General features: G+C 48.1%; 5 protein-coding genes. All 5 read left to right on the top strand.

Translation table 11 applies throughout. The features are described from left to right. Positions 1-307 (top strand): hypothetical protein (locus tag KBW69_RS19625; protein ID WP_257281962.1); only part of this gene is annotated, 307 nt, incomplete at its 5' end. 365 nt (positions 308-672) lie between these two features. Next, positions 673-5,475: a hypothetical protein gene (locus KBW69_RS19620; protein ID WP_257281961.1), complete on the top strand. Its 4,803-nt coding sequence runs from the start codon at positions 673-675 to the stop codon at positions 5,473-5,475. A gap of 97 nt (positions 5,476-5,572) precedes the next feature. Next, complete coding sequence (locus tag KBW69_RS19615) at positions 5,573-11,599, top strand: hypothetical protein (RefSeq protein WP_257281960.1); 6,027 nt, start codon at positions 5,573-5,575, stop codon at positions 11,597-11,599. 129 nt (positions 11,600-11,728) lie between these two features. Beyond that, positions 11,729-17,737: a hypothetical protein gene (locus tag KBW69_RS19610; protein ID WP_257281959.1), complete on the top strand. Its 6,009-nt coding sequence runs from the start codon at positions 11,729-11,731 to the stop codon at positions 17,735-17,737. A gap of 88 nt (positions 17,738-17,825) precedes the next feature. Next, positions 17,826-24,941 (top strand): hypothetical protein, encoded by a 7,116-nt coding sequence (locus KBW69_RS19605; RefSeq protein WP_257281958.1) that lies wholly within the window; start codon positions 17,826-17,828, stop codon positions 24,939-24,941. Positions 24,942-25,079 lie beyond the last annotated feature (138 nt).

The raw sequence follows: 25,079 nt of genomic DNA, 5'->3' as shown, positions 1-25,079 counted from the left end.
CCAGATTAATCGCTGGACAGGCGTGGGGGAAACGCAAGATAAATATGTGAAACGTACAGCTATTGCTTCGCCTCAACACTATGGTGAAACCGATGAAGACTATGCAAACCGTGTTAAAGCCAACAACGCGATGTATGGCTGGACCCGGAACGAGCATTATCTTCAGTTCCGTGAACGACGTGATCGCACCATGGCAACGTATGAAAATGGCTGGGAGAAATATTTCAGGGAAATTATGCCCAAATGGTCTTTTTCCCATGCAGAAAGTATTCCTTACTTCTACACTTTTGGTGCCTTCCACGAGTAGCAGCAGGGCGATAGTAGAAAACGCCTGTTAATGACAAGAGGAATCTCCATCAATCAAGCTTTTTGACTGCCATCTCTGGCGACCAAATTAAAGCTGATGAGAAGTGGGACAAGTAGGAAAGCTATGGTGAATTAATCACGCAACAAACAACTAACATGATTACCAGACAGTTGACTAATGAAACACCAGTGCTGGCGTCAAGTGTAACCTTTCCTTCTGAGCCCACAGAGACTGCTCCGGTAGAAAAGCCTTGAAGCTACTCAGATAAGCAATTGACAGCCGTAAGCGATTAATAAGTCGCTTCCTCCCCCGGTGTGGCAATCGCTTTTCACAGTAATAAAAATACCCAGCCTCGAGGTAATACCATGACACATGCCCGCCCCAATGCATTAAGCCTTGCAGTAGCAGTTGCCATCAGCTCCTCCATCATGGCTACAGACGCACTGGCCGATCGCAAGCTGCAGACAAAATCTGTCGATATTTCGGGCAATGAACAGGTAGAGTTTACCCAGAGCGAGGTCATCGTTAAGCCAACTCTGGATGATGACTCGCAGCCAATACCTAAATCCTTTACCACTACCTATCCTGACCAGACCGAAGTCAGAGCAGGCTATGACATTCCTTCTGAAGGCTTCACAGACGTCCTTTCTGGCATCGAGGGTGGCGTTTCCAGTGTTGATCAGTTTGAAACAGACGAGAATGACGTTGCTCTGAAGTACACCAAAGTCCTGAAGGTAGGTAATGAAGGGGTCTTCAGGTTTACCCATAACCTTGCAGAAGAGAAACTGCTTATCGAAGTCAGAGACAGTATGACCCATCAGGATTCAATTGAGACTGTTTGCGCTCAATCAGGAGACACCTGGACATTAGAACCGTTTACTGGAATGGCCAGCCCCGTTAATCTGGTGGGAGTGCTGAAAGGTGCGAATAAAATAGCAGGAAAGCTTGGCGGAGCCGATAGCTATGTTGCCCTTGCCACCCTTGAGGTAGACAAGGTTGAAGTGAACGGGCGCACTTTCATGCGTTTTATCGCAGCAGGTGATCAGCCTCCTGAGTTAAAGCGACTGGGTCAATCGCTTTTTGTCAATGATGATGCGCTTTTCGCAGCGGCCACCTCTGCCTATACCCGGGTTCATGTTCTCGGGAAAGATCTACAACGGGGAGCTCTGGAGGATTTTTTGTCATACCATCAACCCGTCGGCTATGTTGTACACGTCGAGGATGAGACCCAGGCTTATGCTGTACCTGCTGGTTATCCAAAACTGGAAGTGACTGAGACTCCGGGAGATATTATTGTTTTCCGTGGTCAGAAACAGAACCCCACCGATATCGCTCTCGTTGAAGGGCTCCGTGACGTCTGGGAGGGGCATATCGGTTATGATCATAAGTACACGGCAAAGGTTAAAAAAGACAAAGTCAAAAGCTACCGGTACATCATTCGAAGCAGGCAGATGACGATACTGGAGGGTTTATCTGCAAAGCACGATGCCGGACTCGACATCGGTGAAGAATACGATGATAAGGTAGTAGAGCTTGCATTCTTTGAAAATCTTCAGCAGGCATTGGCCAGTGCTACTTCAGATGGAGCAGATGAAGTCGAATTCACAATGACACACGTCAGTTTCACTTCGCAGTACATCACGCCAACCTGGCTGCATATTCAACTGTTAAGACACTTCGGCTTCAAACCTGTTCTTAGAAATTTCCTGACTAACCGGCACCTTGTTCAGACTATTCACGAAGTTGCGCCCTTTCGCACCAATCCGTATGGCGGTGATTTTAATGATCCTTTTGATGATTCTTCCGGCCAGAACGAGGGCTTTGTGGCCAAAGTGATCGGCGACTTTGTCGGGCAGCTACTGGAGATAGAAAACCAGTTAGAGAACCTCAGGACAACAGAGGCATTGCTCGCAAAGCAAAATGAATTGACAGAGCACACACTGGCATCAGCCTCTCAAAGTATCAGGCAAAGCTTGAGAATGTCGGAACTTGCTCAAAAACTTATATCAATCACTGACCGGGAACAAGGTCAGCGTCAACAACCTGAGACAATTGCAGGTTCGGAAGAAGAAATTGATCGAAGACCAGCCCACCCCGAAACCATGCCTGAAGTACTTGAGAAACTGACTGCAGTGGAAAAAGCCCTAAAGATGGATGGACTCAATAGCAAGGACGATGTGTATCATCGTCGTAACGCCATTTCTGAGAACATTCACTCATACGCAACAAAAGCCATAGAAGAGGCAGAACAGGAGGCTCTGGATACACTGGAAAGAGTAGAAGAAATATTAGAAATCGAAGTTAACAAAGAGGATAACAAAGTAACAAGACTTAACAGAGTTCGCCATATATTTGACTGTGAAATCCCGGAATACATGCTTCGTGAGATGGAAGCTTTCATCTGGAAAATAGACATGGAGTGGAGCAACGACGAGAAAGCAAGAGCCTGGAACCTTCGAGATTTTCTTGACCTTTATGTCGACGACCCGCTACCGGATGCGCGTGTTTTAAGACAACAGGAAAGGATGCTTGAAGCTGTAGAAAACGAGCTGAACATCGACAAGAGTGAAAACCCTGCTGCTAAAGAAAGAGGCAAGGATACAGTTGCAGAACTGGCTTTAGTTCTGAAAGTAGAATTTGACAAAGGTACCAGCCTGAAGCACCAGAAGAATGCCCTAAAAAGCAAAATTCAGGCATTAGACAAAGAAGCAAACGACATCCATGGCAGTAAAGATTTCAGAAGAGAGAGAAACAATAAAATTGCTCGTCAACTCAACATTAACTGCGAGCGTTGTTTCAATGAGGAGGATAAGATCGGGCTCATTGAAGCAAAACTCCGGTGGCTGGATAGAGGCGTTGATATGGCGGGTCGGCCATACGTTGATGAGCGTATTGCCGCCATTGAGAATGAGCTTGACCGACAAATCGCCCGGGGATCTGAACCCCGATACATTCCTGAACCAGAGGTAGCCACTGACAAACCAGCCCTGGAGGCTACCGGGGAAGAGGTAGCCACTGACAAACCATCCCTGGAGGCTACCGGGGAAGAGGTAGCCACTGACAAACCATCCCTGGAGGCTACCGGGGAAGAGGTAGCCACTGACAAACCAGCCCTGAAGGCTACCGGGGAAGAGGTCGAAAATAAAGGTGGTTCCTTCCAGTACACGCCGGAACAGGCAGAAGTTTTGTACGCTATCCACCTATACGCACAGCAGCACCCTCTCAAACGACAGGCCCTGCAAGTCGCAAATGGTCTGGCCGAATTAGCCGTAATGCACGGTAAGGCAATACCCGACCTTCCGACTTACGATTTTGACGATGAATTTGCATCGTTGCGCTTGCATGTACAGGTTGGAGACAAACTGTCGTTTGATCAGACCAGTCGAATCGTGCAAATCTTCAGGGACCTGAAGACAATCTTCCCTGAATACCTCGACGAGCCCTGCCCTCTGCAAGAAATCCAGACACTAGTGCACAGGGCCAGAAATGAGATGGGATCCGGGGCTGAAGAATACGACAAAGAAATTTTCGGCATGGGCAAATCAGCGATTCGCTTAATCGGGGATGAACCGACTCTGAAAAGCTTCCGGGAATACTTCGCTACCCGTTCTGCCAGCGGTAACAGGATCATAACTCTGCTGCAAGAAGGCCTGATCAGCAAGGTTGAACTTTGGAACTACATAGAGGCCGTCAGAGGAATTGATGACTATCAGACAGTGAATGAATTTGAACACTTCCTTGGCTACAAACACAGCGTCAAGTTGACTCACTTCAAGGCCGCTCTCCGGACGCTGTCCAACAGGGGTGCCGGGGAATTCATTCTGCATATTTTTCCTGCTGTGACTGCCCCGGCGGCTATGAAAGTGTCTGTTGCTGGCATGAAAGAGTACGCAGCTGCGGTCATCGCCAACTACGTCCTTGATGATATTGCCTTTAATAACGGCCGCAGGACGGCAGCATTCCTGGCCAATGTTCAGGATACTATGGCACCTTATGCTAACGCCGCTGGCGTGTCTGAATCTGAGCTGATCAAGGCTATCCATGACACCTTGATGCAGGCTCAGACCGCAGCGGTTGAGCATCAGCTCAATGATTACTGGGTCAAACCTTCAGCCTTTCTGGTACAAGCGGTCACCTGGTTCTTCTCCAGCTTCAAACCTCTGCTGACGACCCATACCGTCTGGCAGGCTGTCAGGCTATCCCTCACAAACATGCATCACCTCTATCTTCTGGATCTGACCAACAGGGGCGATTACATGCACAGGATGATCATACCTTTCCAGCACTGGATGGAGCGCTATGGTGTGGATCTTGACCGAACCAGGCAATATGCCTACCACGGAAGAATTGAAGGTTTCTCTGAGATCGGCGGTCTTGTAATGCCATTGGGTAAGGCCGCTTCCTCAGTCATTCTGCTGAAAACCGGCTCTCTGCTGTTTGCCAGACAGTACAATGCCAACCCCCGGATGTATCGCAGCATCTCCCGTCTGGTGCCCGAAATGGTGAAATCCATGGCTTCCGGACAAGGGGTTCAGGTACCCCTGCTACACAGAATCACACCAGAAAAAGTCAAAACCCTGGCCTCTGCCACGGCCGGAATGGTGCTGGGACCGGTAACCACTGTCGGAGCATACGCCCACGGTCTGTTATCCGGGTTTACCTATGCTCAAACCTTCGGATTCGCTCTGGCGTCGAGTCTCACTTTCGACTTCTTCATGAACGACAACAAGATGCTCACTCAATGGCTGGGCGGACCTCTGGGCCGCAGTCTTGACAAAATTAATCGCTGGCGGGGCGTGGGTGAAAGGAAGAATGAGTATTTGCAACGTACCGCTATCACTTTGCCTCAGGGCTTCAGTGAAACCGATGAAGAATATGCAAGCCGTGTTATAGCAAACAACACACTGTATGGCTGGTCCCGACAGGAAAATTATCTGCAGTTCCGTGAGGATCGTGATCGCACCATGAAGATGTACGAGCATGGCTGGGAAAAATACTTCAGGGACAATGTACCTAAATGGTCATTCTCCCATGCAGAAAGTATTCCTTACTTCTACACTTTTGGTGCCTTCTACAAGTGGCAAAAGGGCGATAATAATAAGAAAGCATCTGTTTACGATGAGAGAAATCACTCACAATCAAGCAGACCCTTGAAGCTACCCAAATAAGCAATTGACAGCCATGAGCGATGAAAAGTCGCTTCCTCTCCCGGTATGGCAATCGCTTTTCACGGTAACAAAAAATACTCAGCTCCGAGGTAGCAGAATGACAAATGCCCGCCCCAATGCATTGAGCCTTGCAGTGGCAATTGTAATCAGCTCTTCCATCATTACTGCAGACGCACTGGCCACCCGCAGGCTGCAGACAAAATCTGTCGATATTTCTGGCAATGAACAGATGGAGTTTACCCAGAATGAGGTCATCGTTAAGCCCACTTTAGATGATGACTCGCAGCCAATACCCAAATCCTTTACCACCACCTACCCTGATCAGGCTGAAGTCAGAGCGGGCTATGACGTTCCTTCTGAAGGCTTCACAGACATTCTTTCTGGCATTGAGGGTGGCGTTTCCAGTGTTGATCAGTTTGAAACCGACGAGAATGACGTTGCCCGGAAATACACCAAAGTCCTGAAGGTGGGTAATGAGGGGGTCTTCAGGTTCACCCATGATCTTGAAGGAAAAGAACTGGTCATTGAAGTCAGGGGCGGAATGATCCATCAGGATTCAATTGGGGCTGTTCGCGCTCAACTGGGCGACGCTCAAACATTAGAACCGTTTACGAACGTTGCCAGCCCTGAACATCTGATCGGAGTGCTGAAAGGTGCGAATGAAAGGGCAGGAAACCTTGGCCAGGTTGATCACTATGTTGCCCTTGCCACCCTAAAAACAGTCAAGGTTGAAGTGAAAGGGCGCACCTTCATGCGTCTCATCGTTTCCGGTGATCAGCCCCCTGCATTGGAGCGCCTGGGTCAATCGCTCTTTGTCAACGATGAGGCGCTTTTCGCAGCAGCTACCTCTGCCTACACCCAGGTTCATCTACTGGGGAAAGAGTTACAACAGGAGGCTCTGGATGATCTGTTGTCATACCATAAACCCGTTGGCTATGTTGTACACACCGAGGATGAGACACAGGCTTATCCTGTACCTGATGATTATCCAAAACTGGAAGTGACTGAGGCTCCGGGAGAGATTATTGTTTTCCGTGGCCAGAAGCAGAACCCCGCCGACATCGCTTTTGTGAAAGCTCTCGCTGACACCTGGCGGAATGAATTTGGCAACAACGCCCCCCCTCCTGAAGCAACAGCATGGGTTAAAAAAGACAAGGTCAAAAGCTACCAGTACGTCATTCAAAGCAATCAGATGGCAATACTGGAAGAGTTAGCTGCGCAACAAAATACTGAACTTATTGGAAGTGGACAAACGACATTTGCATACGATGGTAAACTGGCGAAGCTTGAATACTATGAATATCTTCAGCAGGCATTGACCTATGCTACTCCAGATACAGCAGATGAATTTGAATTCACAGCACCGCACGTCAGATTCGCTTCGTCGATCATCACGCCAACCTGGGTGCATATTCAACTCGCAGAGCGCTTTCGCTTCAAACCCGTACTTAGAAATTTTCTGACTGACCGGAATTTTATCCAAAATATACATAAAGTTATACCCGCTACCAGCAAAATGCCTGGCGACCCTTCTGGCAATTCATTTGACAAAGACGGAAGCTTTGCTTCCAGAGTCATTGGTGACTCTGCCGGGCAGCTGCTTGAGATGGAAACCAGACTGGAAAAGCTGCTGGCAAGAGAGGCCGAACTCACCGCGCTAAGCAAAGCATTTCAACACAGAACGACAACGCTCATGAGCGGTATTGAGGAAAAACTGAGACTAGTCCAAATCAATCAGCAAGTTGTCAATGAGCTTAAAAAGATTAATCAAGAGCTGGAAGAGAAAAAAGACCTGATTGGCCAACTTGAGCAGGAGAACAAACGAATCCCCGAGCTGGTAAAACAACTTAATGCTGCCGGAGCAAAAGCGACAAACACTCGCAACAGTGAACTGGCAACAGAGCTCGGTATTGACAAATGGGATGATGCCCAGCCCCAAGAGGAACAAGCCAGACTCATCAGTATAAAAATTCATGAAATCAACCAGGTGCATGCTCATCAGCAGCATATGCGTCAACAACTTAATAAAATGGACGATCAACGCGAAATAGAGAATTCTTACACCAGGACCAGAAAAAAAGCTCTGGCATCGGTTCTTGGTATTGACCTGAGTGAAGACACCACACTGGAAGATCGCCCCACCCTCGAATCAACAGTCAATTACAAGCTCTTCAAACTTAAAGAGCTGGAACAAGAACTGAAAGACATCAGAACACCAGGCCACCCCGAAGCCAGGCCTGAAGTACTTGGAAAACTGACTGCTGTGGAAAATATTCTGAATATAGATAACCTCGATACAGAGAACGATGTTTATTACCGTCGTGACGCCATTTCTAAAGAAATTCAGACATACATCACAGAAACCAGACAGCGGGTAGAGGAAGAAGCTCTGGAGATGCTGGTAGCCGTAGAAAAAGCACTCGAGATCAATGTCAATGAGGGTGATGACAAAGCAACAAGACTTGACAGGATTGAAATAAAAATTAATAACGATGATATCTCAGAGTCCATGCTGGATACGATAGAACAAATTCCCTGGAAAGCTTACACCGCAGTTGCTCAAAAGACAGTTGCTCAAAAAAGAACCAGTAAATACGATAAGCTAATCAGACTTACCTTTTATATCGAAGCTGCGGATTGGCGAGTCGTAAGACAACAGGAAAGGCTGCTTAAAGATATAGAGGACAGGCTGCAGATCTACCCCATTGTAAACGATGCGGCAAAAGAAAGAGGCAAGACTTTCCTTGCTAAACTGGCCAGCGATCTGGAAGTAGTATTTGAAAACGACGTTCACCTCAACGACAACAAGAATGTTATTTACTGCAAAATTTCGGAATTAATGGGTGAGGTAGAAGAAACCCATGGCGATGAAGTGTTCAGAAGGGCCAGAAACAATGAAATTGCTCATCAACTCAACATTGAGGACTATAGAGATGACGCCGGTATAGAAGACCAAAACATTCTAATTAAAAAAAAACTCGAACAGCTGGAAGAAAAAGTTTTCAAAGCAGGTGTTTCTGAGGTTAATGAGCATATCACAGCCATTGACAATGAACTTGACAGGCAAATGGCTCGCCTGGACCCCAAACCCCGGTACGTTCTTGATCGTGAAGTAGCCACAGTCAGGGAAGCAATAGAAGAAGCTGAAAGTGAGCAGAAGACAGCTAAGCAAAAGCTGGATGCTATTCGTGTCAAACAATATTTATTTACCGGCCCCCCAGCTGTACACGAAAGTATCTCGGATGGAGACGACATAGTTCTCAATCGGGCAATGAAACAAGTTCAAATAAGGCTGGGTCTGACTGCAGATGACGAGCAAACCCTTCAAGAGCGAGTAGAGGACGTCAATGATTTTCTGGAAGAACACGGTATACAAAGACGAGAGGAAATCTTTAAGAAACTGAAAACCAAAATAAATCTTAATGTTCAGATTAGAGATGACCTCAGTTTACAGGAAGAAGCTGATGACTTTATCGATACTTTGGCTTATGTAGATACTCTTGTTCGGGAAGCAAGCGATGAAGTCTATAGCGAATTGGGTGAACAGATTTTAATCAGACAAAAGCATTTTCGGATCACGGAATTCCTGCGTGAGCACTACAGGAAAATTATGGCAGTGACCAATGCACGGCTTGAACAGAGAGATGCAAAAGAGAATCTGGATCGTAAAAAACAGGAGATTGAAGATCCCGGACACATTGATGAGCAGGCTAAAGCCGCACATGAAAAGGAAATGGACGCACTGGGTTTAGTCCTGAAGCAAAAAAGTGAAGCTGTATCAAAAGCAAAAGAGGCTCTGGCGGATTATCGTAAAGCAGCTCTTAACACCGTCGAAGAAGCCGTGGGTCTCAAACCAGACGCTACTGATACTCATGAACAACGGATTAATGCCCTGAGAAACAAACGGTTACAACTGGGCAGTGATGATGTTATTGGCAGCAAGGCCCAACAACTGATTCATAAACAGGCTCATCTGGAAGGTGAGATTAAAGTCAGAGAAGCCGCCATTGAGAGAATGAAGGGAGTCCTGAAAGCGGCAGAGAAAGCCGTCGAAGATGACGACGGTCCCTTCCAGTACACGCCGAGGCAGGCAAAAGTTCGGGCCGCTATGGACGACTTCATGCAGGAGCACCCTCTCAAGCAGCAAGCTCTGGAAACCGCCATCGGTCTGGCAGGATTGGCAGCAGAAAGCGGTAATGCAATACCAACCCTTACGACTTTTGATTTTAACGATGAATTTGCACCGATTCGTTTGCAGGCAATGGTTGGAGAGCATCTGACGTTTGATCAGGCCAGTCGGATTGTGACAGTCTTCAAAAATCTGAAGACGCACTACCAGGGCTTTCGGATTGTGACAATCTCCGAGAGACTGAAGACGCACTACCCGCCCCACTACAATGTCGAACTTGAAGGAGATCTGTCTCTGAATATCCTGGAAAAAGTCCAGGAGCTGGTTTACTGGGCCAGGAATGAGATGAAAACCGGGGCTCAACAATACGACAACGAAATTAATGGCATAGCCAAAAGGGCTATTCAGTTCGTCGAGCATGAACCGGGAGACCTGAAAAGCTTCTCGGAATACTTCGCGACTCGTTCTGCCAGTGGTAAAAAGATTATTGATCTGCTGCGTGAAGGTCTGATCTGCAAGGTTGAACTTGAGAACTACGTGAAAGCGGTCAGAGGTGTCGATGGTTATCAGACAGTGGATGAATTTGAGCACTTCCTTGGCTACCGCCACGGGGTCAATGTGCGTCACTTCAAAAAGGTTGTTCAAATGCTGTCTGACGAGGGTGCAGAGGAATTCATGCACAGTGCCTTCACTCCTGTCATCGTAACCGCCACTGGCCCGGCAGGTATGAAAGAGTCTGTTGCTGGCATGAAAGAATACGCAGCTGCAGTCATCGCCAACTATGTTCTTGACGATATTGCCTTTGATAACGGCCGCAGGACGGTGGCCTTCCTGGCCAATGTTCAGGATACTCTGGCACCTTATGCTAATGCCGTTGGCGTGTCTGAATCAGAGCTGATCAGGGCTATCCATAACACCTTGATGCAGGCTCATGCCGCAGCGGTTGAGCATCAGCTCAATGATTATTGGGTCAAACCTTCAGCCTCTCTGATACGGCACGTCATCTGGTTCCTCTCCAACTACAAACCTCTGCTGGCCACCCATACCGTCGAGGAGGCCATCAGGCTGTCTGACTCAAACGTGGCGTTCCTTCTTCTACTGGATCTGACCAACCGGGGTGATTACGCGCACAGAGCGTTCATACCTTTCCAGCACTGGTTGGAACGCTATGGTGTTGATCTTGACCGCACCGGCCAATATGCCTACCACACCAACATTGAAAAAATCTCTGAATTGGGCGGGCTGGCCATGCCATTGGGCAGGGCCGCATCTTCGGTCATTCTTCTGAGAACCGGCTCTCTGCTGTTTGCCAGGCAGTACAACGCCAACCCCCGGATGTATCGCAGCATTTCCCGTCTGGTGCCTGAAATGGTGAAATCCATGGCTTCCGGACAAGGGGTTCAGGTACCGCTGCTGCACAGGATCACACCAGAAAAAGTGAATACTCTGGCCTCTGCCACAGCCGGCCTCGTGCTGGGGCCGGTAGCCACGGTCGGAGCATACGCTCACGGTCTTTTATCCGGGTTTACCTACGCTCAAACTTTCGGATTCGCTCTGGCGTCGAGTCTCACTTTCGACTTCTTTATGAACGACAACAAAATGCTCACTCAATGGCTGGGTGGCCCCCTGGGCCGCAGTCTTGACAGGATCAACCGCTGGAGAGGCACGGGCGAAACGGAGTCTGACTATATGAAACGTACTGCCATTGCCACGCCCCAACGCTTCAATGAAACGGATGAAGAACATACCAACCGTGTTAAAGCAAACAACATGATGTATGGCTGGACACGAAACGAGAATTATCTTCAGTTTCGTGAACGACGTGATCGCACCATAAAGATGTACGAACATGGCTGGGAAAAATACTTCAGGGACAATGTGCCTAAATGGTCATTCTCCCATGCAGAAAGCATTCCGTACTCCTACACTCTGGGTGTCTTCTATGAGTGGCAAATGGGGGATGATCAGAAAGTTCATGGTCATCAAGGAAAATAACCCCTCAATCAGGATTTCTACCGGAAACAATGACCCGCTGACAGCCACGAGCGATTAGAAGTCTCTTCCTCGCCTGCTGTGGTAATCACTTTTCACCGTAATAAAAGTAATCAGCTCTGAGGTAGTAGAATGAGAAAATTTCGTCCCAATGCATTAAGCCTTGCCGTAGCCATTGCCATCAGTTCTTCCATCATTGTCACACAGGCACTGGCCGATCGCAGGTTGCAGACAAAATCTATCGATATTACAGACAATGGACCTGTGGAGTTTACCCGGAGTGAGAGCATTGTTCGGCCAACGTTAGGTGATGACCAGCAGCCAATACCCGGATCTTTCACAACCACCTACTCTTATCAGGCTCAAGTCAGTGCAGGTTATGTCATTCCTGCTAAAGGTTTTACAGATATTCTTTCTGATTTCTGCGGGGGTGTTTCCAGCGTTGATCTGTTTGAAACAGACGAAAATGACGTTGCCCGAAAATACATTAAAGTCCTGAAGGTGGGTGATGAGGAAGTCTTCAGGTTTACCCATAATCTTGAAGAAAAGGAACTGGTCATTGAAGTCAGAAGCGGAATGACTGATCGGGACTCAGTTGAGGCTGTTCGCTCTCAGTTGGCTGGCATGGAATCATTGGAACCGTTAACGAAAATTGCCAGCCACACTCAACTGTTCTGGCTGCTGGAAGGTGCTGAGGAGAGAGCGGGAAACCTCGGCAAAAGTGATCACTATGTTTCCCTGGCTACCATTGAAGTCGACAAGGTTGAAGTGAATGGGCGTACCTTCATGCGTCTTATCTCAGGGGGTGATCAGCCCCCCGAACTGCAACGTCTGGGTCAATCACTCTTTGTCAATGATGAGGCTCTCCTGGCAGCAGCCACCTCGGCCTACATCCAGGTTCATATCCTCAGAGAGAATATACAACAGCAGGCTCTTAATGAACTATTGGCATACAGTAAACCCGTCGGATATGTTGTGCATGTCAAGGATGACAAACAGGTTTATCCTGTGCCTGCAGGTTATCCAATGCTGAAAGTAGAGGAAGCTCCGGGAGAGGTTATTGTTTTCTATGGTCAGATGCAGAATCCCCATGATATTGCTTTTGTAGAAAGCCTGCATAAGCACTGGGAAGAAGATAAGAGTAGTAACTCTGCCCCGGCATTAACGACACACGTTAAAAAATACAAGCTCGAAAGCTACCTGTACATCATTCGAAGCAGGCAGATGGAAATGCTGGAGGAGTTTACCGGGAGGCTCGACGCCGCTGCTGACACAGATCAACCCACAACACTTTCAAATGAAGACAAACTGACGATGCGTGCGCTTGCATTCTATGAATCTCTCCGGCAGGCATTGACCAGTGCTATTCCACATGGAGCAGATGAATTTGAGTTCACACTGGAACACATCAGAGTCGTTTCTTCAGTCATCACGCCAATCTGGATGCATAATCAACTCGTAAAACACTTCAGTTTCAAACCCGTATTTAGAAATCTTCTGATTAACCCGCACTTTGTTCAGAATATTCAGAAAGTGATACCCGTTATCAGCCATATCAACAAGCTGCAGATCGACACTTCCCGGGAAGACGGAGAGTTTGCTTCCAAAGTCATGAGCGATATGATGAACAGACAGCTGTCAGAGTTTAACAACGATCTGGAGAGGTTGCGGGTAAAAGAGGCCAAACTCGTCGAGCTAAACGAAAAATTACTTTACGCAACGGAACAAGCCGAAGAAACAAAGGCCATTGCCGTTCGTAGTCATGAGGAAAAACTGAGAGACAGGCAACGCTACGAAAATTCGCTTGCACTGTTAAGTGTCGAGCTGAAAGATCTGGAGAATCAGAATCAGAAAATACGGGATGCAGTCCATCGGATTCCATCACAGGTAAAACAAGTCCTTGGTGCCAGAACAGATGCCAAAATCGCTCATAACGCTCAAATGGCAGGGGATTTTGCTACTAATAACCAGGATGATAGCCTGCTACCCCAAGATCAAGACGAACTCCCCGGAAGAAAACTTCTTGAGAACATCATTGCACTGACCAAATTACCTGGGGCAAAACCACCTGATAGAGAAATCTTCAAAGCAATACTAGCCTTCCCTGAAGGCCTGCCCGGTATAACTCCGGTCAATGAAAACGATCTGGTTGCCCGCTTTCAGTCCACTCAACAGCAACCGGAAGAAGATGCGGATTCACCCGTTGGGCAAGAACTACCCGTCGTTGGACAGATCGGTCGGAGTCCCGTCAACGAAGCTGATCTGGAAGCCCGTCAAAAAGCCATTCAACAACACTCCGGAGAGAAAGCTCAGGTCGCTCGACAACATCCTCAGCAACGAAGCTTCAGAACAGATACTACAAGAGAAGCTGAAATCAAATCCCATCATGCAACCATTGCCGCACGCTTACACATTTGGAATTTTGACAACAATGCAGATGTTTTCGTTCAACATGAACGCCTGATTCAAAAAATCAATACGATTAATGATAAAAAAGGACGTCTGCGTCAACAACTTGAGGCCATCAATGCTCAGCAAGAACAACCGCCTCAGAGAGTTCAGAGAAGCAGAGATGCTCGCACCTCCTCTAAATCTAACACTGAAGAGGATCTAACAGTTACTCTTGGTGTTGAGCTGAATGATAACACCACTCCCGAAGAACTCGACGCCGTGGAAGTGGCAATAAACATGACGCTCTTCGAGCTTGAAAGGCTGAAAGAAATAATGGATCGAACACTGGCTCCCAAAACCAGGCCTGAAATACTCAGTACACTGACAAGCGTGGAAAAAATTCTGGAGGACGACCGTCTCAGTTATGAGGACGACGTGTATCTTCATCGCCAGATCATTTCTGAAGACTTGCAGAAGTACATCATAAATGCCAAAGAGCGCCTGGAGAAAAACGCCCTGATCATACTGGAAGGCTCAGAAAAATTATTCAACATCGACATCAATGAAGGTGATGACAAAGCAGCAAGACTTGAGAGGATTCACAAAAGGCTTGATGGCGATGATATCTCAGCTGACGACCTGGATGAGATGGACAAGATCATCTGGAGCGATTACAGCACGGCTTGGGAAGATCTGAGAGGAAGGGATTTCAGGCTCGAAACGATTCATCAGTGCCTTAGATCTGAAGTCGAAGTATCAGAAGAGCGAGTCAAAAATGAACAGGCACATTATCTTTCGGCTATAGAACGGGCGCTGGAAATCAACCCTCGTAGAAGCGTTGCCGCTATAGAAAAAAGCAAGGCTTTTACTACTAAACTAGCCAATGATATGCAGGTAGAGTTTGAAAAGGATGTTAGCCTGAATGAGCAGAAGCGTATTCTGGTATCGAGAGCCTGGGCATTATTGTACGAGGTACTTGGAACCTACGAAGATGAAAGTGTCAAAAGAGACAGAAACAATGAAATAGCCCATCAACTCAACATTGAGGGCTATGAGGATCATGCCGCTATTGACGACCAGATTCGTCTAATTAGACATAAACTCTTGCGCTTCGGTACTGAAATTTATGAAGCGGGCCAGCTCGATGTTAATGGACGTGTCAAAGCCATTGAGGATGAGCTTGACAGGCAAATGGCTCCCCTGGGACCAAAACCCCGATTCGCTCTTGATCGTGAGCTGGCTGAAGCCAGACGGGCACTACAAGAAGCTGAAAGTGAGCAGAAGACGGCTAATAAAAAACTGAATGATATTCGTCGCATACAATTGGCAATCTGGCAGAGTCTTGCCGACCTCATGGCTGTCCCGGATGATGGCGCTGAGGGTGAACTGGCTTTGACCAGGAAAAAGTACAATCATGTCACAAAATTCCTGCGTGAGTACGACGGGAAAAGTACGCAACAGGCCCACGCCCTGCTTGAAGAGGCTGTTGCACAGGAGAATCTGGAAGCCGTTCCTGACACCACTGAAAAAGCCGTGGGTCTTAAACCAGAACCTGCCGACACCAGTACACAACAGGTTGATGCCCTGAGAAACAAACAGGCACAACCGGGCGGTCATGATGCTAGCAAGATCCAGCAACTGATTCAGGAAGAGTGCCGTCTGGAAGGTGAGATTGAAGTCAGGAAAGCAGACATTGAGAGAATGAAGGATGTCCTTATAGCTGCCGAGGAAGCCGTCAAAAATGATGACGGTCCCTTTCAGTGCACGCCGAGGCAGGCAAAAGTTCTGGACGCCATCCACACATTCACGCAGCAGCACTCTCTCAAGAAACAAGCCCTGGAAGCCGCAATAGGTCTGGCAGAATTAGCCGTAGAAAGTGGTGAGGACATACCCGACTTTACGACTTTCGATTTTGACGAAGAATTTGCACCGGTCCACCTGCGGGCATTGGTCGGAGACACTCTGACGTTTGATCAGGCCAATCGGATTGTGACAGTCTTCAAGAGTCTGAAGACGACCTTCCCGGCCCCCGCTTTCGAATCTGTAGAAAATCAGCCTTCGAATGTGCTGAGAAACATCCAGCAGCTGATGTACAGGGCCAGGGATGAGTTGCAAAGCGGAGCTAAACAATACGACGACGAAATTCTCGGCATGGGCAAAACAGCCATTCACTACGTCGATTATGAGCCGGGGAACCTGAACAGCTTCTCCGAATACTTAGCTGCCCGTTATGCCAGTGGTAACAAGATCATCGCTCTGCTACGTGAAGGTCTGATCAGCAAGGTTGAACTTCAGAACTATATTAAGGCTATCAGAGGCGTCGCCGGATATCAGACAGTGGATGAATTTGAACACTTTCTTGGCTACAGATACGGCGTCAATGTGATTCACTTCAGTGCCGTTGTCGATATGCTGTCCGATAAGGGTGCTGAAGAATTCATGGAGAATGCCTTTACTCCTGTGACTGTGACCGCGACTGGCCCAGCAGGTATGAAAGAGTCTGTCGTCGGCATGAAAGAGTATGCAGCTGCCGTCATCGCCAACTACGTTCTTGACGATATCGCCTTTGAAAATGGCCGCAAGACAGCAGCATTCCTGACCAATATTCAGGACACGCTGACACCTTATGCCAATACTGCCGGCATCTCAGAATCAGACCTGATCAAGGTTATCCATGACACGTTGATGCGGGCTCACGCCGCAGCGATTGAGCGGCAGCTGAATGATTACTGGATCAAGCCTTCAGCCTTTCTGGTACAAGCTGTCACCTGGTACTACTCCAGCTACAAACCTCTACTGGTGACCCAAACCGCCATGGAGGCTGCCAACCTGTCCCTCTCAAACACGGCGTTCCTCTATCTTCTGGATCTGACGAGCCGGGGTGATTACACCCACAGAATGCTCACACCTTTCCAGCACTGGCTGGAACGCTATGGTTTTGATCTTGACCGAACCGGGCAATATGCCTACCACAGTGGCATTGAAAAAGTCACTGAAGTGGGCGGGCTGGCAATGCCACTGGGCAAGGCCGCGTCCTCAGTCATTCTGCTGAGAACCGGCTCTATGCTGTTTGCCAGACAGTACAACGCCAACCCGCATATGTATCGCAGTATTTCCCGTCTGGTTCCCGAAATGTTGAAATCCATGGCTACCGGACATGGCGTTCAGGTACCACTGCTGCACAGGATCACACCAGAAAAAGTGAAAATACTGGCCTCTGCCACAGCCGGCCTCGTGCTGGGACCGGTAGCCACGGTCGGAGCATATGCCCACGGTCTTTTATCCGGATTTACCTACGCTCAAACCTTCGGATTCGCTCTGGCGTCGAGTCTCACTTTCGACTTCTTCATGAACGACAACAAGATGCTCACTCAGTGGCTGGGAGGACCTCTGGGCCGCAGTCTTGACAGGATTAATCGTTGGAGAGGCGGAGGTGAAACAGAATCTGACTATGTGAAACGTACTGCCATTGCTACGCCTCAACACTTCAATGAAACGGACGAAGAGTATGCCAGCCGTATTAAAACAAACAACATTATAAATGGCTGGACACGGAACGAGAATTATCTTCAGTTCCGCGAACGTCGTGATCGCACCATGAAGATGTATGAGCATGGCTGGGAGAAATACTTTAGGGACAATGTGCCTAAATGGTCATTCTCCCACGCAAAAAGTATTCCTTACTCTTACACTCTGGGTACCTTCTACGAATGGCAACAAAGTGGTGACAGGACAGCCATGAGCAATTGACAGCCATGGGTGATTAACCGTTGCTCCCTCGCCTGGTGTGGACCTCACTTTTCACAGTGACAAAAGTACTCAGCTCTGAGGTAATAGAATGACATGTGCCCGCCCCAATGCATTAAGTCTTGCAGTGGCCGTAGCCATCAGCTCTTCCATCACTGTCACACAGGTACTGGCCGATCGCAGGCTGCTGACAAAGTCTGTCGATATTCAGAGCAATGGACAGGCGGTGTATATCCTGAGTGAGGTTGTGGTTCAGCCAACTTTGGGTGATAACCAGCAGCCAATACCCAAATCCATTACAACTACCTACCCTGATCAGACTGAAGTCAATGCGGGTTACGACGTTCCTTCTGAAGGCTTCACAGACGTTCTTTCTGGCATCGGGGGCGGCGTTTCCATGGTTGATCAGTTTGAAACAAGCAAGGATGACGTTGCCAGGAAGTACACCAAAGTCCTGAAGGTCGGTAATGAGGGGGTATTCAAGTTCACCCAGAACCTTGCAGAAAAGGTGCTGGTCATTGAAGTCAGAGACGGAATGATCCATCAGAATTCAATTGCGGCTGTTCGAGCTCAGTCAGGTGATGTACAACCCTTAGAACCGCTAACAAAAATCGCCAATCCCGAACATCTGGCCGGAGTGCTGAAAGGTGCGCATGAAAGAGCAGGAAACCTGGGCGAAGCTGATAACTACGTTGTCCTTGCCACCATTGAAGTAGACGAAGTTGAAGTAAGAGGGCGCACTTTCATGCGTCTTATCGCTTCCGGTGATCAGCCTCCTGAATTGAGGCGTCTGGGTCAATCGCTCTTTGTCAACGATGAAGTTTTACTTGCAGCAGCCACCTCTGCTTACACCCAGGTTCATGTTCTGGGGGAAGATTTACAACAGCAAGCTCTGAATGATCTCTTGTCATACCATCAGCCCGTCGGCTATGTTGTACACGTTAGAGATGAAAGACAGGCTTATCCAATGCCTGTTGGTTATCCAAAACTGGAAGTAACTGAGGCCCGGGGGGAAATTATTGTTTTCCGCGGTCAGAAACAGAACCCGACCGACATCGCTTTTGTGGAACGCCTCAACAGCTTCCAGGAAGAAAATAACCCTAATAACCCCACTCCCGCCGTAGCACAGGTAAAAAAAGACAAGGTCAAAAGCTACCAGTATGTCATTCGAAGCAGGCAGATGGCGCTACTGGAGGGGTTTGCTGAACGGTTGGATTGTTGCCGCGGTGCTGGTCTTGGCACATTAGAACTGAGTGCGCTTGCAGACTATGAATCTATCCAGCAGGCACTGACCATTGCCAGTTCAGATCAAGCAGATGAATTTGATTTCACAATAGGGCACATCAGGGTCGCTTCGTCGTTCTTCACACCAACCTTGTTTCATAATCAACTCGAAAAACACTTCAGCTTCAAACCCGTACTTAGAAATCTTCTGGCTAACCCGATCTTTATTAAGAACATTCAGCCAGTGATACTCTCGATGAGTGATACTAGCCAAACGAAGGCCAAAACGTCTGAGCATGACGAAGCGTTTATTTCCAACGTTATGAGAGAGACCTCCAGAAAGCTGATTGAAGTAGAAACTCAACTGATAGCGCAGGAGGCAAATGAAAGAGAACTCATCCAGCTCAGAAACCTGTTAAAACTCACTTCGGAGGAAGCTAATTGCAGTGAAAAGGAAAATCCGATAGCACTTTTGTTCTGTCAAGAATATGAGAATCAACTTGCAAACACTCGAATAGTAATTGTAAGAATGCAAAACCAGCTGGAGAAGCTAAAGCAGGAAGTAAAAAGAATTCCAAAGTTGCAACCAATGAGTGACGCCAGAGAAGAGTCCAGAAAAGCTTACAACACTCAACGGGCAGCAAACCTTGGTATTGTTGACTGGGATGATACCCAGCCACTCGGAGAACAACTCAGACATATCGAAAAAAAAATTCATCAAATTCACCAGATGACGGTCGCAACAATTATTGCAAAAGGAAAGCCTCTGCAACAAAAGGCAGACCCCATCGCAGAGGAGATCCGACTGGCCAGCATTGAAAATCAACTCGGTCTGATTCCGAACAACGAAAATGACCTGGAAGCCCGACACAAAGCCATTCTGCAGCTCTTTAAGCCGCATGCGCCTGAGGTCGTTTATCCGCCAGCTCAGCATCTACAAGAGCAGGCAGTCAAACGAATTTCAGAGCTGGAACAACAATTTCGTGATGCCAGAGCAGATGCTACAAAAGTTCGCAACACTCAAATAGCAGCAGAGCTTGGTATTGATGACTGGGATGATACCCAGCCACCCGAAGAACAAGCCAGTCTCATTAGACATGAAATCAAACAACTGGTTGCCGCAACCGGACAGCCAGTTGAAGAAGCTGTAAAAGCAAAACCAGCGGCCATTGGCGGCAAGCGCGATATTACGTCGATCAATGAAGGCGACCCGGATATCCTTCAGCCCATTAAACGGCACCTGCAACAAAAGGAAGAACTAACCGATCGGTTAATCCAGAATAATATGGCTTTAATTGATTATCGGTTCGGTATAATCACGGAAGACGCGAGCGATCGAATAATCCAGAATAATCTGGCGTACATTGAAGGTCAGCTTGGTCTGGTCCCGGTTGACGAAAAAGACCCGGGGATGCGTTGCCGGACCATTCAGCAACACATTAGGACACAGGACGCTCAGATCGAAAAAGAACTGGCAGAACGGAGTCACTGGATACAGAACCTTCAGAAAGAAGTCGATCGTACTCCCATTCTGAAAAAAGAAGTTCGTGAAGCGATAGCAGCAACATCGATTTCCGCAACGCCAGTTACCGCAACACCAGTTACCGCAACACCAGTTACCGCAACATCGATTACCAGATCAGGACAACCCGGGGAAGAAGCTTTAAAAGAAAAACTGGCGGCCACTGTCAGCAAGCAGGGTATTACTCCTGTCAATGAAAACAAACTGGATACCTGCTGTCGAAACATTCAACACCACCTGCAACAAAAGGCAGAACTAACCGATCGGTTAATGCAGAATATTCTGGCTAACACTGAAGGTCAGTCTGGTCTGGTTCCGGATAATGAAAAGAACCCGGAAGTCCGTTGCCAGAACATTCAGCAGCACCTTAAGTTGCGGGAAGTGCAGATCGATCAGCAATATCTTCAGCAACAGAGCACCAGAACAGATGCTAAAAATGAACCTGATATCAAAGCCCGCTATGCAACCATTGCCGCGCATTTAAACATTCAGAACTTTGATAGCAATGCAGATATTGACGCCCAACAAGAACGCCTGATTAAAAAACTTAAGAAAATAAATGCCCAGGGGCAACGTCTGCGTCAAAAACTTTATAAAATGCGCAAACAACGCGATATGGAGCATTCTTACACCAGGCTCAGGAAAAATGCTGTGGCGGCGATTCTTGATATCAAGCTGAGTGAAGACACCACACTGGAAGACCGCGACACCCTGGAGTCAACAGTACATGCCAAGCTCTTCAAACTTAAAGAGCTGGAAAAACAACTGCATGACATCCAAACACCAGGCCACCCCAAAGCCATGCCTGAAGTTCTTGAGACACTGAGTGCCGTAGAAAAAGCCCTTGAGATGAGTGACGTTGATGAAAACGATGGTGTGTATCTCCGTCGCGAGGATATTTCTGACAGCATGCAGGCATTCATCACAAAAGCCAGTGAGCGGGCAGAGGAAGAGGCCCTGGAAATACTGTCAGCCACAGAACAGGTGTTCAACATTAAAATCAATAGAGGTGATAACAAAGCAGCAAGACTTGCCAGGGTTCGTACAAGGCTTGATGCTGATGATGTCCCGGAGTACATGCTGGACAAGATATATAATATTGTCACACAAGAAAACCGCAGACTTGAGTACATGAAGAGTCTCAAACCCGAGAGCCCTCTTACAGATATTACCCTTTCTTATCCGAAAAAAGGGAGCCCGGAATGGCTCAGTATACTTCGCAGGCGCCTCACCTATAAAGTCGAAGAGGTCGATGAGCAAGCCAGTGAAAAACAGACAGGTTATCTTGCAGCTATAGAAGACAAGCTCAGGATATATCCTCATGAAAACGTTGCAGCCAGAGAAAGAAGCATGGCGTTCACTGCTGAGCTGGCCAGTAAGCTGCAGGTAGCGTTTGAGAAGGATGCCACCCTGCCTGACCGGAAGTATGCCCTAAGAGTCAAAATCAGTGAGTTACTGGACGAAGTGAGCAAAGACTGTGATGAAGAAGTTGCCAGAAGAGCCTGGAACAATGAAATGGCTCATCAACTCAACATTGGGGACTATAAAGACGATGCCACTATCGACGACCAGAACAGTCTGATTGAAAAAAAACTCCAGGCGCTGGATGAAGAAGTTTTTAATGCGGGTCAGCCTGACATTAACGAGCGCATCGCAGTCATTGAGAATGAGCTTGACAGGCAAGTGGCCCGGCTGGGGCCAAAACCCCGATACGTACTTGATCGTGAGGTAGCCAGGGCCAGACGAGTAGTAGCAGAAGCTGAAAGTGAGCTGGCAAGTGTTCATCACCAGTTGAATACTCTTCGTGGCAAAGGCCATGAAAAACTGAGAGCCAGAGCAGGTCTTAACATCCAGGGGGATGACCTCGGTACAGAGGAAGAAGCTGATTATTTTATTTCCAATGCAGCCTTTAAAGATCGTCAGGGACAGGACGAATTCGATGAAGCACTGGGTGAGCTGCCTTTAACCAGAAAAAAGTACGCTCAGGTCACGGAATTTCTGCATGAGCACGACATGAAAAGTATAGATTTAACCTGTGCAATGGCTGATGAGGATCTCGCAGAAGCGGCTCTGATTTGTAAAATACATGAGAATATTTTTAGTACCATCGATGATTTGGCTGAACCCTTACCAGGACAAATAACTGAGCTGTTTTTAGCCCTGAGGCATAAAAGAGAAGCTGTATCCAATGCAAAACAAGATCTGGCAGATTATCAAGCGCTTATTGGAGCCACTGAAAAAGCCGTGGGTATTAAACCCGCCCCTGCTGACAACTATGAACATCGGGTTAATGCCCTGCGAAACAGGCAACTACAATTGGGCGGCAATGATGCTACTGGTGGCGACATCGGGCGACTGACTCAGGAACAGGCTCGCTTGGAAAGTGAGATTGAAACCAGGAAAGCAGACATTGAGAGAATGAAGGAACTCCGGAAGGCTGCAGAAAAATCCGTCGAAAATGACGGTGGTCCCTTTCAGTTCACGCCGAGACAGGTCAAAGTTCTGACCGATATACGCGACTTCATGCAGCAGCACTCTCTCAAGAAACAAGCTCTGGAAGCTGCAATGGGTCTTGCAGAATTAGCTGTAGAAAGCGGTAAGGCAATGCCCTGCTTCACGACCTTCGATTTTGACGATGAACTTGCACCGGTCCGACTGCGGACACTGGTCGGAGAAAGTCTGACGTTTGATCAGGCCAACCGGATTGTAAAAGTCTTCAAACGCCTGAAAACGATCTTCCCGCTCCCCTCTTCCGAGCCTGTGGAAGGTCAACCTCTGAATGTTCTGGCTAAAGTCCAGAGGCTGGTTTTCAGAGCCAGGAATCAGCTGCAAAATGGGGCTCAGGAATACGATGAGGTCATTTACGGCATGGGCAAAACAGCCACTCATTACGTCGAGCATGAACCAGAGGACCTGAAAAGTTTTTCGGAATTCGTCACTACCCATTTTGCCAGTGGTCACAAGATTATCGCCCTGATGCGTGAAGGCCTGATCAGCAAGACTGAGATTGAGCACTACATGAAGGCCGTCAGAGGTGTCGACGGATATCAGACAGTGGATGAATTTGAGCACTTCCTTGGTTATAAACAGGGCGTCAGGGTGCCTGAGTTCAGGAAGGTTGTCCAGATGCTGTCCGACACAGGTGTTGAAGAATTCATGCAGAGTGCCTTTGCGCCTGTGCCCGTGATCACTGGCCCGGCGGGCATGAAAGTGTCTGTTGCCGGTATGAAAGAGTACGCAGCTGCGGTCATCGCCAACTACGTGCTTGACGATATTGCCTTTGAAAATGGCCGCAGGACGACAGCATTCCTGGCCAATATTGAGGATACCCTGACACCTTATGCCAATGCAGCTGGCGTATCTGAATCAGAACTGATCAAGGCTATCCATGACACATTAATGCAGACTCATGCCGCAGCGGTTGAGCGACAGCTGAATGACTACTGGGTCAAACCTTCAGCCTTCCTGTTACAGGGAGTCACCTGGTACTACTCCAGCTACAAACCTCTACTGGTGACCCAGACCGCCACGGAGGCTGCCAGACTGTCCCTCTCAAACATAGCATTCCTCTATCTTCTGGACCTGACCAACCGGGGCGATTACACGCACAGGATGCCCACACCTTTCCGGCACTGGCTGGGGCGCTATGGTGTTGATCCTGACCGAACCGGGCAATATGCCTACCACACCGGCATTGAAAAAATCTCTGAAGTGGGCGGGCTGGTCATGCCATTGGGCAAGGCAGCTTCCTCAGTCATTCTGCTGAAAACCGGCTCTCTGCTGTTTGCCAGACAATACAACGCCAATCCCCGGATGTATCGCAGCATTTTCCGCCTGGTTCCCGACATGTTGCAATCCATGGCTTCCAGACAAGGGGTTCAGGTGCCACTGCTGCACAGGATCACATCAGAAAAAGTGAAAATCCTGGCCTCTGCCACAGCCGGTCTGGTGCTGGGTCCGGTAGCCACGGCCGGAGCATACGCCTACGGTCTGGTATCCGGGTTTACCTACGCTCAAACCTTCGGATTTGCTCTGGCGTCGAGTCTCAGTTTCGACTTTTTCATGAACAACAACAAGATGCTCACTCAATGGCTGGGCGGACCTCTGGGCCGCAGTCTCGACAAGATCAACCGCTGGAGAGGTGCAGGTGAAACGGAAGCGGACTATGTGAAGCGTACTGCCATTGCCACGCCTCAGCGCTTCAATGAAACGGATGAAGGGTATGCCAATCGTGTTAAGGCAAACAAAATGATGCACGGCTGGACAAGGAACGAGAATTTTCTTCAGTTCCGTGAACGACGTGATCGCACCATGAAAATGTACGAGAGAGGCTGGGAGAAATACTTCAGGGACAATGTGCCTGAATGGTCTTTCTCCCACGCAGAAAGTATTCCTTATTCTTACACCCTGGGTGCATTCTTCGAGTCAGGAATTGCAGCACCGAAGGAAAGCCTTCCCTGAAAAAAAACTCAATGTTACTGGCGTTGAACTTTTGCCACTGTGAACTAAATTCACTCAACAGCTTACCGGAACAGCCATAAGCAATTAACAGCCATGAGCGAATAGAAGTCGCTTCCTCGCCTGCTATGGCAATCACTG

Origin of the sequence: Endozoicomonas sp. ISHI1, assembly GCF_024606225.1 — a bacterium.
In the GTDB taxonomy this organism is placed as follows: Bacteria; Pseudomonadota; Gammaproteobacteria; order Pseudomonadales; family Endozoicomonadaceae; genus Endozoicomonas_A.
Note: the sequence above shows the minus strand (reverse complement) of the source record. Positions and strands in the feature narration are given on the sequence as shown.

Coding starts and splice junctions, on each gene's coding strand:
- KBW69_RS19620 (WP_257281961.1), top strand. CDS start 673: ATGACACATGCCCGCCCCAATGCATTAAGCCTTGCAGTAGCAGTTGCC.
- KBW69_RS19615 (WP_257281960.1), top strand. CDS start 5,573: ATGACAAATGCCCGCCCCAATGCATTGAGCCTTGCAGTGGCAATTGTA.
- KBW69_RS19610 (WP_257281959.1), top strand. CDS start 11,729: ATGAGAAAATTTCGTCCCAATGCATTAAGCCTTGCCGTAGCCATTGCC.
- KBW69_RS19605 (WP_257281958.1), top strand. CDS start 17,826: ATGACATGTGCCCGCCCCAATGCATTAAGTCTTGCAGTGGCCGTAGCC.